At 71.8% G+C, this 13,649-nt stretch carries 13 protein-coding genes and 1 pseudogene; 8 read left to right on the top strand and 6 right to left on the bottom strand.

What is annotated here, in order from left to right; translation table 11 throughout:
- The first annotated feature begins 11 nt into the window (after positions 1–11).
- Entirely contained in the window at positions 12–821 is an 810-nt protein-coding gene (locus ACQEU8_RS13555; protein WP_433100264.1) for an enoyl-CoA hydratase/isomerase family protein, read from the top strand.
- 125 nt (positions 822–946) lie between these two features.
- Positions 947–2,191 carry a diguanylate cyclase domain-containing protein gene (locus tag ACQEU8_RS13550; protein ID WP_433100262.1) on the top strand — a complete coding sequence of 415 codons (1,245 nt, stop codon included), beginning with the start codon at positions 947–949 and terminating at the stop codon, positions 2,189–2,191.
- Between the two features lie 190 nt (positions 2,192–2,381).
- Here ACQEU8_RS13550 and ACQEU8_RS13545 read toward each other — a convergent pair whose 3' ends face one another.
- Together ACQEU8_RS13545 and ACQEU8_RS13540 are read right to left on the bottom strand one after the other, a co-directional pair.
- Positions 2,382–3,245 carry an alpha/beta fold hydrolase gene (locus tag ACQEU8_RS13545; protein ID WP_433100260.1) on the bottom strand — a complete coding sequence of 288 codons (864 nt, stop codon included), beginning with the start codon at positions 3,243–3,245 and terminating at the stop codon, positions 2,382–2,384.
- Between the two features lie 14 nt (positions 3,246–3,259).
- The gene (locus ACQEU8_RS13540) at positions 3,260–3,856 is read right to left on the bottom strand and encodes a TetR/AcrR family transcriptional regulator (protein WP_433100258.1); all 597 of its coding nucleotides are present in this window, start codon (positions 3,854–3,856) and stop codon (positions 3,260–3,262) included.
- 143 nt (positions 3,857–3,999) lie between these two features.
- Here ACQEU8_RS13540 and hutH point away from each other — a divergent pair, with 143 nt between their 5' ends.
- Positions 4,000–5,553: a histidine ammonia-lyase gene (hutH, locus tag ACQEU8_RS13535; protein WP_433100256.1), complete on the top strand. Its 1,554-nt coding sequence runs from the start codon at positions 4,000–4,002 to the stop codon at positions 5,551–5,553.
- Between the two features lie 627 nt (positions 5,554–6,180).
- Positions 6,181–7,413 (top strand): L,D-transpeptidase, encoded by a 1,233-nt coding sequence (locus ACQEU8_RS13530; protein WP_433100254.1) that lies wholly within the window; start codon positions 6,181–6,183, stop codon positions 7,411–7,413.
- Positions 7,414–7,502: 89 nt separating this feature from the next.
- On the opposite strand, the gene ACQEU8_RS13525 is transcribed toward ACQEU8_RS13530, so the two are convergent.
- Positions 7,503–7,946 carry an acyl-CoA thioesterase gene (locus ACQEU8_RS13525; RefSeq protein WP_433100252.1) on the bottom strand — a complete coding sequence of 148 codons (444 nt, stop codon included), beginning with the start codon at positions 7,944–7,946 and terminating at the stop codon, positions 7,503–7,505.
- Between the two features lie 145 nt (positions 7,947–8,091).
- Between ACQEU8_RS13525 and ACQEU8_RS13520 the strand changes: the two genes are divergently transcribed.
- Positions 8,092–8,442, top strand: coding sequence for a DUF1330 domain-containing protein (locus tag ACQEU8_RS13520; RefSeq protein ID WP_433100250.1), 351 nt, complete (start codon positions 8,092–8,094; stop codon positions 8,440–8,442).
- Positions 8,443–8,478: 36 nt separating this feature from the next.
- Here the strand turns inward: ACQEU8_RS13520 and ACQEU8_RS13515 are convergent, their stop codons facing one another.
- The gene (locus ACQEU8_RS13515; RefSeq protein ID WP_433100248.1) at positions 8,479–8,886 is read right to left on the bottom strand and encodes a YybH family protein; all 408 of its coding nucleotides are present in this window, start codon (positions 8,884–8,886) and stop codon (positions 8,479–8,481) included.
- Between the two features lie 17 nt (positions 8,887–8,903).
- Here ACQEU8_RS13515 and ACQEU8_RS13510 point away from each other — a divergent pair, with 17 nt between their 5' ends.
- Both ACQEU8_RS13510 and ACQEU8_RS13505 read left to right on the top strand, forming a co-directional pair.
- Positions 8,904–9,335: a winged helix-turn-helix transcriptional regulator gene (locus ACQEU8_RS13510; protein ID WP_433100246.1), complete on the top strand. Its 432-nt coding sequence runs from the start codon at positions 8,904–8,906 to the stop codon at positions 9,333–9,335.
- 669 nt (positions 9,336–10,004) lie between these two features.
- Positions 10,005–11,618: a hypothetical protein gene (locus ACQEU8_RS13505; RefSeq protein WP_433100244.1), complete on the top strand. Its 1,614-nt coding sequence runs from the start codon at positions 10,005–10,007 to the stop codon at positions 11,616–11,618.
- 13 nt (positions 11,619–11,631) lie between these two features.
- Here ACQEU8_RS13505 and ACQEU8_RS13500 read toward each other — a convergent pair.
- Together ACQEU8_RS13500 and ACQEU8_RS13495 are read right to left on the bottom strand one after the other, a co-directional pair.
- Positions 11,632–12,102, bottom strand: a pseudogene (locus ACQEU8_RS13500) (NAD(P)H-dependent oxidoreductase); the annotation flags it as partial.
- The gene (locus tag ACQEU8_RS13495; protein ID WP_433100242.1) at positions 12,099–12,749 is read right to left on the bottom strand and encodes a short chain dehydrogenase; all 651 of its coding nucleotides are present in this window, start codon (positions 12,747–12,749) and stop codon (positions 12,099–12,101) included. The gene ACQEU8_RS13495 and the pseudogene ACQEU8_RS13500, both read right to left, overlap by 4 nt.
- Before the next feature lie 183 nt (positions 12,750–12,932).
- Here ACQEU8_RS13495 and ACQEU8_RS13490 point away from each other — a divergent pair, with 183 nt between their 5' ends.
- Positions 12,933–13,643: a helix-turn-helix domain-containing protein gene (locus ACQEU8_RS13490; protein ID WP_433100240.1), complete on the top strand. Its 711-nt coding sequence runs from the start codon at positions 12,933–12,935 to the stop codon at positions 13,641–13,643.
- Positions 13,644–13,649 lie beyond the last annotated feature (6 nt).

Below are 13,649 nucleotides of genomic sequence, written 5' to 3'. Positions count from 1 at the left end.
TCGTGATCCGTATGGATCACAGCGAGCAGAGCGAGCAGGCGTTCGGGGAGTGGGTGCGGGTCCGCAGGGACGGGCACGTCGCGGAGCTGGTGATGGACCGGCGGGAGGCCATGAACGCGGTGTCGAGCGCGTTCGCGGGCGCGCTCGCCGACGCGTGTGCCGCGCTCGCGCGGGACGGCGGCGTACGGGCCACCGTGCTGACCTCTACGCACGAGCGCGCGTTCTGCGTCGGCGCCGACCTCAAGGAGCGCAACTCCCTCAGCGACGCCCAGCTCGCCGCGCAGCGCCCGCACTCCCGTGCCGCCTACAGCGGGGTGCTGGAGCTGCCGATGCCGACCATCGCCGCCGTGCACGGCTATGCGCTGGGCGGCGGGTACGAACTCGCGCTCTCCTGCGATCTGATCGTCGCCGACCCCACGGCCGTCGTGGGGCTGCCCGAGGTGTCGGTCGGTGTGGTGCCCGGCGGAGGCGGCACCCAGCTGCTGCCGCGCCGGGTGGGTGCGGCCCGCGCCGCCGAGCTGATCTTCTCGGCGCGCCGGGTGGCGGCGGCCGAGGCACACGCGCTCGGGATGGTCGATCTGCTCGCCGCGGAGGGTGAGGACCGCGGCGAGGCGCTGGCGCTGGCGGAGCGGATCGCCGCCAACTCGCCGGTCGGACTGCGGGCCGCCAAGCGGGCGCTGCGCACCGGATGGGGCATGGACCTGCGCGCGGGGCTTGAGGTGGAGGAGGCCGCCTGGCGCACCGTCGCCTTCTCGGGCGACCGCGCCGAGGGCGTCGCTGCGTTCAACGAGAAGCGGAAGCCGGACTGGCCCGGGGAGTGACTACGGCAATCTGGCCCAGAGGGCAGTCGTGATTCCCCGGCAAGACAGCGGCTTTCTTCGTAGAGTGAGGCTCTCCGTAGGGGCCTGCGCGGCAGAACGGGGCGAAGCCTCCTAATCTTGGCGGTATGGGCCGAACAGGAGAGGACGCGGACGCGCGCCTCAGCGCCGTCGTCGGGCTGTCCCAGGCCATGGCGGCCGCACAGACGTCCGCACCCGCGACGGCCCGGCCGCACCCGTACGACGAGGACGAGCCGGAGGCCGCCGCCGCGCTCTCCCACCGGGACATAGCCCACGCGGCCGCATGGGGTGCCTGCGAGGCGATGGGCGGCGCGTTCGCGTCGATATCCGTCTGGGAGCGGGCCCGCGGCCGACTGCGGGTGCTGGTCAACGTGGGGGAGCGGGCGCCGGAGGAGGCCGAGTTCCCCACCGACGAGTCGTACCCCGTACGGGACTTCCCGCAGGTCGCCGAGTTGCTGCACGAGTGGTGGGCGGGCGGCGGCAGGCCGCAGGCGTGGGTGGAGGGCGACGGGCCCGAGGAGACCGCGGAGGCCGAGGGCGAGGCCGCACACAGCTACCGCCGGGTGGCGGCACTGCGCCGCAGGGGCCGCGGCTCCTGCGTGATCGCGCCGATAGTGCTGCACGGACGGGCCTGGGGCGAGCTGTACGTGGCCCGGGCCGCCGCGGCGCCCCCCTTCACCCGGGACGACGCCGACTTCGCCGCCGTACTCGCGGCCCTCATAGCCTCCGGCATCGCGCAGAACGAGCGGCTGGAAGAGGTCCGCCGCCTCGCCTACACCGACCCCCTCACCGGACTGGCCAACCGCCGCGCCGTCGAGAACCGGCTGGACGAGGCCGTCGAACTCCACCGCGACCTGGGCACCGTCGTCAGCCTCGTCGTCTGCGACATCAACGGGCTCAAGGGCGTCAACGACGCACATGGCCACGAGGCCGGGGACCGGCTCCTGGAGCGGTTCGCCGCCGTGCTGTCCGCCGGCGCGGCGACACTGCCCGGCGCACTGGCCGGACGGCTGGGGGGTGACGAGTTCTGTCTGCTGGCCGTCGGGCCGACGGCTGACGAGGTCGTACGCGCCGCCGACGAACTGTGCCGGGGCGCGGCCGAACTGGAGCTGGGGGAGGGCGTGGCCTGCGGGGTCGCCTCCACCGGCGATCCGGTCGGCGAAGTGCGCACGGCGCACCGGATCTTCCGGCTCGCGGACGCGGCCCAGTACCGAGCGAAGTCGCTGCGCTCGGCCAAGCCGGTGGTGGCGGGGCGTGAGGGCGGGCCCCACGACCCCACGGTGCGGATGGCTGTCACCCCCGACCCGTTGCCCCCCTCGCCCCCGGAGCGCCGGCGCTTCCGCAGGCGCTGATTTGTTGGGCCGTGTCGGGGGTTCCGGTGAGGGGGTGCCCCTACCCCTTGCTTGCGGACTGCGGGGTGCGTTGTGGTTGCTCGCGCAGTTCCCCGCGCCCCTTCGGGGCGCGTCCCCCCGTGCTGCGCTTGGGCAGTCTGCGCCAGGGGCGCAGGGTGGGCAAGCGCAGCCCCCTGTGCCGGGTACGCAACTAGCCGCGGCCAGCCCTCAGCAGCGTCGCGGCCAGCGCTTGCGCAAACGCGGTGGGGTGCTCGACGCAGCCGATGTGGCTGCCCGGGAAGGTGCGGCACTCCGCACCGACGTGCTCAGCCAGCGCCGTGGCGAGGGTGTGCGGGAGCTGCCCGCGTGAGGTCCGCCCGACGCCGACGACGAGCTGCTCGGAGACGCCCTTCAGCAGGCCGAGGTCCGGGCTGTGATGGGTGAACGGTTTCAGCACGTGCTGGAGGAACTGGGCGCTGCTCGCCTCCACGGTCGCCCGCAGCTGCGGCGACATCGGCTGCGGCTCGCCCGCGTCGTCCGCCACCGGCTCCGCCTCACCCACCGCCGCGCCCAGCCGTGCGTATCCGGCGCCGACGCCCTCCCGTACGGCGACGTCCCGGACCTCCGCGAAGGCGGCCAGCGCGGGTTCGGGTTCCGGCAGCATCCGGGCCAGCGGCGGCTCGTGCGCGACGGCGAGGCGGATCCGCTCGGGGTGCCTGGCCAGCAGTTCGACCGCGACGATGCCGCCGGAGCTGGTGCCGAAGACATAGCCCGGCTCGGCGGGTGAGAACAGATCGAGCAGACGGTGCGCGTCGGCCGCGTGCACCTCGGGCCGCTGGTCCTCGCCCGGTACGTCCGACGGGCTGGCGCCGATGCCGCGTGGGTCGTAGCCGACGACGGTGAACCGGTCGGCGAGCGCGGCCGCGATCCCCTGGCAGGCGGCCAGGCCCCCGGCCCCACCCGGTATGAGCAGCAGCAGCGGTCCGGTGCCGCGTACCTCGTACTGGAGGGTGGCGCCGGGGACGGGCAGGGTGCCGACGCGGGGTTCGCTGGCTTCGGTGGGTCGGTCGCTCATGACTCTCCTCGTGCTCATGACTCTCCTCGTTTCGTCTGCTCAGGTGTCGTCGGCCAGTTCTCCAGCAGGAAGTGCAGCGCCTCCAGGGAGCGGCGCCAGGAGTCGTCGAGCCGGCGGGGGTGGCTGAAGCCGGTGCGGGTCTCCAGATCGGCGTAGCCGTGGAAGGTGCTGCGCAGCAGCCGCCCCGCGTCGGTCAGATCGGGCTCCTGGAGGCCGTAGGCGCGGAGCATCCCGTACGTCAGCTCGACGCTGCGGCGATGGCCGACCGACTCGGCGGCCACCGCCGGGTCGACCTGGAGCTGGCCCGCGGCGTAGCGGCCCGGGTGCTCCAGGGCGTAGCCGCGGTAGGCGTCGGCGAACGCGATCAGCGCGTCCTTGCCCGCGCGCCCGGCGACGGCGGCACCGATCCGGTCGGTCATCTCGCGCGCTGCCAGCACGCACAGCCGGGTACGCAGATCGGCGAGGTTGCGGACGTGGGAGTAGAGGCTGGCGTCCTTGACGCCGAACCTCCGGGCCAGCGCGGACAGCGTGACGTTGTCCAGACCCACCTCGTCCGCGAGTTCGGCCGCCGCCTGGACGACCCGTTCCACCGTCAGACCCGCGCGCACCATGCGCCATCACCCGCCGTTCCCGCTCGTGGCCGTATTGGTGAAGACCATAAAGCTAGGGGCCCTAGGAAGAAAACTAGTTATCCTAGGCAGCCACGGCCGTCCGCTCGTGACAGATGCCAATTCACTCATTAGGGTTCGTGAATATGAATATGCACACTGTGGTGGTCGGAAGCTCGGGCATCAGCCCCGAGGAGGTCGTCGCCGTCGCCCGGGACGGTGCCCGCGTAGAGCTGCACCGGGAAGCCGTCGAGGCGCTGCGTACCGCCCGGCGCTTCATCGACGACCTCGCCGCCAAGCCCGACCCCGTCTACGGCGTCTCCACCGGTTTCGGCGCCCTCGCCGTCCGCCACATCGGCCCCGACCTGCGTGCCCAGCTCCAGCGCAACATCGTCCGCTCGCACGCCGCCGGCATGGGCCCGCGGGTGGAGCGCGAGGTGGTACGCGCACTGATGTTCCTGCGGCTGAAGACCCTCGCCTCGGGCCGCACCGGGGTGCGCCCCGAGGTCGCCCAGGCCATGGCCGACCTGCTGAACGCGGGCATCACGCCCGTCGTGCACGAGTACGGCTCCCTCGGCTGCTCCGGCGATCTCGCCCCGCTGTCGCACTGCGCCCTCACGCTGATGGGAGAGGGCGAGGCGGAGGGCCCCGACGGCGTACTGCGGCCGGCCGGCGAACTCCTCGCGGAGCACGGCATCACCCCCGTCGAGCTGCGCGAGAAGGAGGGCCTGGCCCTTCTCAACGGCACCGACGGGATGCTCGGCATGCTGCTGATGGCCTGCGCCGACCTCGCGCGCCTGTTCACCTCGGCGGACATCGCCGCTGCCCTGTCGCTGGAGGCGCTGCTGGGTACGGACCGGGTGCTCGCGCCAGAGCTGCACGCCATCCGGCCGCATCCGGGCCAGGCCGCCAGCGCCGCCAACATGCTCAAGGTGCTGGCCGGTTCAGGCCTGACCGGGCACCACCAGGACGACGCACCACGGGTGCAGGACGCCTACTCGGTGCGGTGTGCCCCACAGGTCGCCGGCGCGGGCCGGGACACCCTGGCGCACGCCCGTACGGTCGCCGAACGGGAGCTGGCCTCGGCCGTCGACAACCCCGTCGTGCTGCCCGACGGACGGGTCGAGTCCAACGGCAACTTCCACGGCGCGCCGGTCGCCTACGTCCTCGACTTCCTCGCCGTCGCCGCAGCCGACCTCGCCTCCATCGCGGAGCGGCGTACGGACCGGCTGCTGGACAAGAACCGCTCGCACGGCCTGCCGCCGTTCCTCGCCCACGACGCCGGGGTGGACTCGGGGCTGATGATCGCCCAGTACACGCAGGCGGCCCTGGTCAGCGAGCTGAAGCGGCTGGCGGTGCCAGCTTCCGTCGACTCCATCCCCTCCTCCGCGATGCAGGAGGACCATGTGTCCATGGGCTGGTCCGCTGCGCGGAAGCTTCGTACGGCGGTGGATGCGCTGGCTCGCGTCATCGGAGTGGAGGTCTATGCGGCCACGCGAGCCATTGAGCTCCGCTCGGGCACGGCCGGGCTGACGCCCGGGGCTGCCGCCCAGGCCGTGATCGCCGCACTGCGGGACGCCGGGGCCGAGGGCCCGGGCGAGGATCGCTACCTCGCGCCGGATTTGGCGGCCACTGAGGCTTTCGTCCGGTCCGGTGCGCTGGTGGCCGCTGCGGAGTCGGCGACGGGGCCGCTGATCTAGGGCATGCCCGGCATGGGGGCTGCGCTTGCCCACCCTGCGCCCCTGGCGCAGACTGCCCAAGCTTCGCAGGGGCACGCGCCCAACAGGGACGGCCCCGCTTCAGAGCAGGCGCGAGGGGGTCACTCCGCGCCCGCGTCATGTCCCAACCGCGTCACAGTGTTGCTGTGATGGGTGGGATGGTCGGGTTTTTCGGGGGTAGCGTTGGCTGTGGGCACGAACCAGAGGGCGAGCAGCACTCCGCCGGCCGCCGCAGCGGTGGCCAGAGGACGGCGGTGGACTGACAGCTTCGAGGGTCCGGCCTCGGACACGAAACGCCCTCCTGGGTGCGTGGGTACGACGTACGGCTCGGGGGACCAGTGTGAACTAGCCGTACGCGGGCCGATGTTACTGAGTGCTGGAGGCGAGGGGGAAGGCATGCTTCCGCTTTTCCTGGGAACCAGAAGGGTTCGCAAACCAGGCGGATGGGTGTCCTAGGCCACAGTTTTATAGAAAGTGGAACCGGTCATAGTCCCCGGTGCGTTCTTATGCACAGAGCTGGAGCGCACATGTCCGATTTCGGACGCTGTGGGGGCTACGCAGCTTTACCGGGGAGACATGGGGTTCTGAAGGCATATGGAGAAGCCAGTGATGACGGTGGGGAAGCACCGCAAGGGTCTCGCGGTCACGGCCGCGCTGCTCGGTGGGGTGCTCACGCTGAGCGCCTGCGGCGGTGGTGACGACGGGGGTGACACCGAGAAGTCGGCCGCGAAGAACGACATAGCCGCAGGTAAGGACAGCTCGGCCGCCCGAATAAAGATCCCCGCGAAGGACGGCGAGGACAACGCCAGCATCAACAACGGCGCCAATGTCTCCGTCAAGGGCGGCAAGCTCACCAAGGTGAGCCTGAAGGCGGCCCAGAGCGGCACCGCCATAGAGGGCACCCTCTCCTCCGACGGCAAGAGCTGGAAGCCCAAGCAGCAGCTCGAGCGCGCCACCAAGTACGAGATCAGCGCGACGGCCAAGGACGGCGACGGGCGCAAGGCCGTGGAGAACCGCACCTTCACCACCGTCGCGCCGGAGCACAGCTTCATCGGGACGTACGCCGGTGAGGACGGCGCCACCGTCGGCGTCGGGATGCCGGTCTCCATCACCTTCGACAAGCAGATCCAGAACAAGAAGGCCGTCCAGTCCGCGATCAAGGTCAGCTCGTCCAGCGGCCAGGAGGTCGTCGGCCACTGGTTCGGCAACGACCGGCTCGACTTCCGTCCTCAGGAGTACTGGAAGCCCAACTCCAAGGTCACCCTCGACCTCAAGCTCGACGGTGTGAAAGCGGGCAACGGCAACGTCGGTGTCCAGAACAAGAAGGTCACCTTCAACATCGGCCGCAAGCAGGTCAGCACGGTCGACGTGAAGAGCTACAAGATGAAGGTCGAGCGGGACGGCAAGGTCATCAAGACCATCCCGATCTCCGCGGGCAGCGCCAAGAACCCGACGTACAACGGCCAGATGGTGATCTCCGAGAAGCACAAGGAGACCCGGATGGACGGCAACACGGTCGGATTCGGCCGCAAGGGCGCCGAGGGTTACGACATCAAGGACGTCCCGCACGCCATGCGGCTGTCCACCTCGGGCACCTTCATCCACGGCAACTACTGGGGCGCGCCCTTCGGTTCCGGCAACACCAGCCACGGCTGCGTCGGCCTGAAGGACAGCCGCGGTGCCGGCAGCACCTCCACGGACGGTGGCTGGTTCTACGAGAACTCGATGATCGGTGACGTCGTCGTGGTCAAGGGCTCGCCCGACAAGACGATCCAGCCCGAGAACGGCCTCAACGGCTGGAACATGAGCTGGTCGGAGTGGAAGGCCGGCTCCGCGATCTGAGCCGGAGCCGCTGAACAACTGAACACCTCGACATGACTGTGGGCCCCGCCGAGTGCGGGGCCCACAGTCGTGCGCGGTGCGGAACGGCGCTACTCCAGTCCCAGCACCTTGGGATCGGTGGCCAGTTCGCGCAGCGCCCCGCCGGGGTCGGCCACCAGACGCCGGGCGCTCAGATCCATGATCCCGCCCACACCGGTCAGTTCGGCGGCCAGTGTGCCGTCCGTCTTACGGATGAGCTGGCGCACCCCGAAGATCTTGCGGTCGCTCCACTCGAAGGCGCAGCTGACCGTCACCTCGTCCCCGGCCCGCAGCTCGGCCTTGTAGCGCAAGGTCTGCTCCAGGGTGACCGGGCCGATGCCCGAGCCCACCAGTGCGGCCTGCTCGATACCGGCCGCCTTCAGCAGCGACCAGCGCGCATGCTCCGCGTACTGGAGGTACACCGCCTGGTTCAGATGCCCCTGGGTGTCCGTCTCGTACCCCCGCACCGTCACCGGAACGGTGAACGGCTCGCTGTCCGCCTGTGCTTGTGACACGTGCTCCTCCGTCTCGCGGCGTGCCCCCCGAGGGCCGCCATTACCCGCGGCGTAATCGCCCCTACCGCCCGACGTGGCGACACTGGTCACGCTACACAGCGCCCCGTACCGGCGTTCCATCGATGTCCCCCCGCAGGAGGCCCTTGTGACCGCATATGGCGTTGCCCGGCTGACCAACCGCGAGGTGCACACCGACCTGATCACCTACGTGGAGCGCATCCAGGCCACCCTCGACCCGTACCAGGGCCGCTTCCTCGTGCACGGCGGTGACCCCGAGGTGCTGGAGGGCTCGTGGTCGGGCGGCGTCGTCATCATCGAGTTTCCCGACCGCCAGGCCGCCCACGACTGGTACGCCTCCCCGGCCTACCAGGAGCTGATCCCGCTGCGTACGGCGCATATAGACGGCGACATCGTCATCGCGCAGGGTGTCGGCGACGACTACGACCCCGCCTCCATGGCCGCCGCCTTCCGGAGTGCGATGGCGCAGCACGAGTAGCCGCGGCCGGCGCGGCCGTCGCGGCCGGACGCCGGGTTACCCCACCGGGCGGTCGATCACATACCGCCACACCCCGTCGGAGCCGCGCCGCGCGACATCGGTCGCCGTTCCCCTGATGTGCAGCGGCTGCCCGTCCGGGCCCGTGCCCTCGATCTCCCAGTCGACGATGAGGAGGGCGGTGTCGCCCGCCGTGTAGACGTGCCGCGGCCGGACGGTGATCGGCAGGCCCAGCCCGAGGAAGTCCGCGTTGGCGCGGGCGATGCTCTCGGGGGAGTCGGCCACGCTGCCGTCCGGCGAGACGAACACGGCGCCCGGGGCGTACATCTCGGCCACCGCTTGCGGCTGTCCGGAGTTGAACCGTTCGGCGAAGACCGCCGGGACGTCGGCCGCTTCGCGGGCCGGGCGGGTGGGGGTGGTCATGCTGTTTCTGCTGCTCACGGTCATGATCCTCCTCGGCTTGGATGGCGCCGTACGCTCGGCTCGTACGGATGCTTCCGACGTTAGGACCCGTTGTCGTGGCTCACCGAACGGTCAGTTGCGGCCACCGCCTCCCGCGGCCCGGCCTGCCCGACGATCCGCGTGCCCGGACTGCCGTTCCGGAGCCGTCCTGTCCGGTCGAGATCACCTTGCATGCGTTGCGGGGGCGGTGGACGACGTTGGTCGTGCGGGAGTTGTTGCGGGGGCCGCATACGTTTAGTGAGTTGGCCGCTGTGTTGCCCTCGCTCTCCGACAAGGTGCTGGCCGAGCGGTTGCGGCAGTTGGTTGATGTGGGGGTTGTTCGTCGTGAGCGGTTTCCTGGGTGGCCGACTGTGGTTCGGTATCAGCTGACCGATCGTGGCCGCGCCTTGGAAGACGTCCTCCAGGCCCTGTGGGACTGGGGTGCCAATGCGTGAGGGCCCAGCCTTGGGCCCGGGGTGGGTGGGGGTGGTGGTGGGTTGAGGGCCCCACCCTGGGCCCCCTCCTGTGTTGGGGGCTCTGCCCCCAAACCCCCGGTCCTCGCCGGACGGGCGTTGGGGCGGCTCCGCCCCCCAACTGCCCCCCGCTACGGGGGCTCCGCCCCCCTAGGAGCCCCCCCCGGCCCCATGCCTCCCTATGGACAATTCGACCTCCGCCCCCGCTCCAGGACTATTCGCTGCGGGTGGCGCCCATATCTGGGGTGGATAACAGCCCCCATTGCTCCAACCCCAGATATGGGCGCCACCCGCAGACAAAAGGCAGCAACTCACAGGCGGGCTGCTCTTACGTCAATGGCTAGGCGATTTGCGGAAGGGGGGTCCTAGGGGGGCGAAGCCCACCTAGCGGGGGGCCGTTGGGGGGCGGAGCCCCCCGACACGACCCCTCGGCGACAGCCGAAAACGATAGGGGGCGTGCCCCCACAAGCCAGCCGTCCCGGCGGCAGGCGGGGGGAGCCGCCCCCAACCCCCACCCACCCACCCCGAGCCGCAACAGCCACCCCCTCCCACCTAAGCCACCACCCCACGCCGTCGCCCCCACGCAGTGGGCCCGCAACACGCCTGCTCGGCGGCGGCCGAGGGGGGCTCGGCGGCGGGAAGATGCGGCGTATGTCATGGAATGCCGAGCACGCCGACCGCCACCGGCTGGCCGCAATCTGCGGGGTGTTCGGGGCACTCTCACTCGCCGTCGTCCAGCCCGGACTCCCTCTCGGCTGGGACGAACTGGTGTATGCGAGCCGCTTCACGGCGTTCGGCCCGGAAACCCCGTTCAGCGCGCCCAGGACGCGTGGTGTGCCGCTGCTGATCGCACCAGTGGCGGCCCTGAATGACTCCGTGGTGCTGCTGCGCTGCTATCTGACCGTCGCGGCATCGCTGGCCCTCTACCTGGGGTATCTGCCGTGGCTGTGGGTGGTCGAGAGGCGGTGGGTGGTGCCGCTGGCGGCGGCGCTGTACAGCAGTGTGTGGTTCGCGCTGTTCTACGCGGGCGCTGCGATGCCCAACCACTATGTGGCGATGGGGTTGACGGGCACCGTCGGCTGCCTGTTGCGCGGACCGGGGCGGAACGCCCCCACGGCGCGTACGTACGCGGCGGCGGCAGCGGCACTTGCCGGTGCCACGCTGATGCGGCCCAACGACACGGTGTGGCCCGCCGCCGTACTGCTGGCGGCTGCACTGTACGCCGGCGCGAGGGGGAAGCTGCCCAAGGGGCAGGCTCTGCGGTCCGCCGCGGCCGTCGCCGGTGGGGCCCTCCTCGGGGTGCTGCCCTGGGCGGTTGAGGCCCGGCTCCGGTTCGGCGGCGTAATGGAGCGGGTGCGGGCGGCCGGGGAGGTCCAGGGCGGGATGGGGCCGCGGCTGTCCCTCGACACGCTGTGGCAGCACGCCGCCGCACTCGACGGGCCGCTGCTGTGCCGTCCCTGTGAGGGGGCGACGGTCGAGTGGTCGTCCGCCGGGTGGTGGCTGCTGATCCCGCCGCTGGTCGCGCTGGGCCTCCATGCGGCACGCGGCGACGGCCGTACGGCGGTCGCGGTGCTGCCCACCGTCGCGGCTGCCGCGGTGGCTGTCCCGTATCTGTTCTTCATGGACTACGCGGCCCCGCGCTTCCTGCTGCCCAGCTATGCGCTGCTGGCGCCCGTGGCGGCGCTGGGGGTGGGCAGCGCCGTGCGGCTGGCGCGCGGGACCGGACAGGCGCGCGGGACCAGACCGGGGCGTGGGGCGGGAGTACCGGCGCGCGGGGTGCGGCTGCCGCGGATGCTCGTCCCGCTCGGCGCCGCCGTGGCGCTGCTGCATCTGGCGCTCCAGCTGCACCAGTTGGAGCTCCACTCCGGCATCCAGGCCGCGGCCCGCAAGGACTGGCAGCGTATGGAACGCGTGCTGCGTGCCCATGGCGTGCGCCCGCCCTGCGTACTGGCCGGCAACAGCTCCGCCATCCCTGTCGCGCATACCGCGGGGTGCCGTAGCGCTCCCGAGGGCCGTCCGCAGGCCCTTGTGCTGCGGCGTTCCCCGCTGCCCGGTTGGGCGGCGCGGGCGGGCTGGCACCTCCATTCCGTCCCTGGCGCCTACAACCCGGGCTGGCGCGTTGCCGTACCTCCCCGCCGGGTCACGCCCTACCCGCTGGCAGCGGCTCCCGCTCCGGCACCCGCACCCGCATCTCCTCCGACTCCGGTCGGCCGAGCAGCAGTTGCCGGTAGCGGTCCGCCCGATCGGCCAGCTCCGCGTCCGTGAGCACATGCGTGCCGTGGACGAGGAACGGCTCCAGGAAGCGCATGCCCGTCAGCCGCGCCGTGGCGGCGAAGGGGCGGAGGAGATCGGTGGCGGGGAATCCGTGCATACCGTCCGGGTGGTATGCGTGGGCGCCGCTGCCGATCGTGGTGGCGATCCGCAGCGACTTGCCGTGCAGCGCGGTTCCCTGCGATCCGTAGGCGAAGCCGTGCTCGAAGACCTCGTCCAGCCACTGCTTCAGCAGCGGCGGCGCCGAGTACCAGTAGAACGGGAACTGGAGGACGATCCGCTCGTGAGCGCGCAGCAGGCGCTGCTCGCGGGCGACGTCGAGCGAGCCGGGGAGCGGCTTCGGGTAGCTGTCGTACAGATCGTGGAGGGTGACGTTGCCGACGGTACGGGCAGCGCGGGCGAGCGCCGCGTTGACCCGGGAGGTGGCCAGGTCGGGGTGGGCGAGGACGACGAGGGTGCGGGGGGCTGCGGTGCTCATCGGGTGCTCCTGGTGGTGAGTGCGGAAAGCTCGGGGAGGGTGAGCGTCCGGCCGTGTGCCGTGCCCTCCACGGCCGCCACATACAGCCGGGCCACCTCGGCGGCAGGGGTGCCGTCGGCGGGGCGTACTACGCGCAGGGCCGCGGCCGTCCCCGCGTCCAGGGCGGTGAGGGTCTCGCGCAGCCAGCCCGGGCTGACGACGTTCAACCGCAGGCCGCGCGGCATCTCCAGCGCGGCGGCCCGGACGAACGCCTCCAGTCCGGAGTTGACCAGGAAGCCCGGCGAACTGCCCGGGACCGGGCGGTCGAAGCGGCCGCTGGTGAGCGTGATGGAGCCGCCGTCCCGCAGCCGGGACAGCGCGCGCCGCACCAGGTTCACCTGGCCGATCAGCTTGCCCTCCAGCCCGGCCCGGAAGTCGGCGTCCGAGGCGGAGTCGAGCGGCGCCAGGCCGCCACTTGCGGCGCAGCACATCACCGCGTCGAGCGGGCCGGCCTGCGCGAACAGCGCGTCAAGCGAGCCGGGGTCGGTCAGGTCGGCGCGAACGGGGCCGTGCCGCGAGGCCCGTACGACCTCGTGTCCGCTTGCCGCCAGCGCTTCGGCGACCGCGGACCCGAGGGTGCCCGTCGCGCCGATCACAAGGGTCTTCATGGGGAGGTGTCCTCCGTCGTCCGTCTCATCAGGTGCTCTCGTACCGCGGGACCGGACCGGCCCCGCGAAGCAAGAGTCGGACAACGGTTCACCCCCACCCAGCCCTCTGCCACACGTACCACCGCTGTGCCTACACCTGACAGGTGCAGGCAGGCGCGCTCGCGCATCCCGCACACTTGGCTCATGGACACACGCGGCGAGCTGGGCGCGTTCCTACGGGCGAAGCGGGCGCAGGTGCGGCCGGAGGAGCTGGGACTGCCCACGTACGGCGGCCGCCGCCGGGTGCCGGGTCTGCGGCGCGAGGAGCTGGCGCAGCTGGCCGGGGTGAGCGCCGGCTACTACACCCGGCTGGAACAGGGGCAGAGCCCGAACGCCTCGGACGCGGTGCTGGACGCCGTCGCCCGGGTGCTCTTCCTCGACCAGCACACCCGCGAGCTGTACGAGGACTGGCACGGCAAGACGCACTCGACCGTCGCCGATCTCCGGCTGATCGCCGGCCGCTACCCCGAGGCGCCACAGCTCGCCTCGCTGATCGGCGAACTCTCCGTACGCAGCCCTCAGTTCGCGCAGCTGTGGGCCGACCACACGGTGGCCGACTGCGGAGCCGCCAGCCGCACCTTCCGCCACCCCCTGGTCGGCACCCTCACCCTCAACGTGGAGTTCCTCGCCCTCCCCGACGACGGGCAGCGCGTGGCGATCCACAACGCGCTGCCGGGCACCCCATCGGAAGCGGCCCTGACGCTGCTCGCGGACCTGGCGGCCGAGCGCCGTACGGCCGTACGCGCGGAGCACACGGCCGTACGCGCGGAGCACACGGCCGCCCGCGCGGAGCACATGGCCGCCCGCGCGGAGGCGCGGACCGCCCGACAGGAGCCCCGGACCGCCCGCCGCTGATCGGGC

It is taken from the genome of Streptomyces sp. CA-250714, from assembly GCF_050936705.1.
Taxonomy (GTDB): Bacteria; Actinomycetota; Actinomycetes; order Streptomycetales; family Streptomycetaceae; genus Streptomyces.
This window is presented reverse-complemented; position numbering and strand designations above follow the sequence as displayed.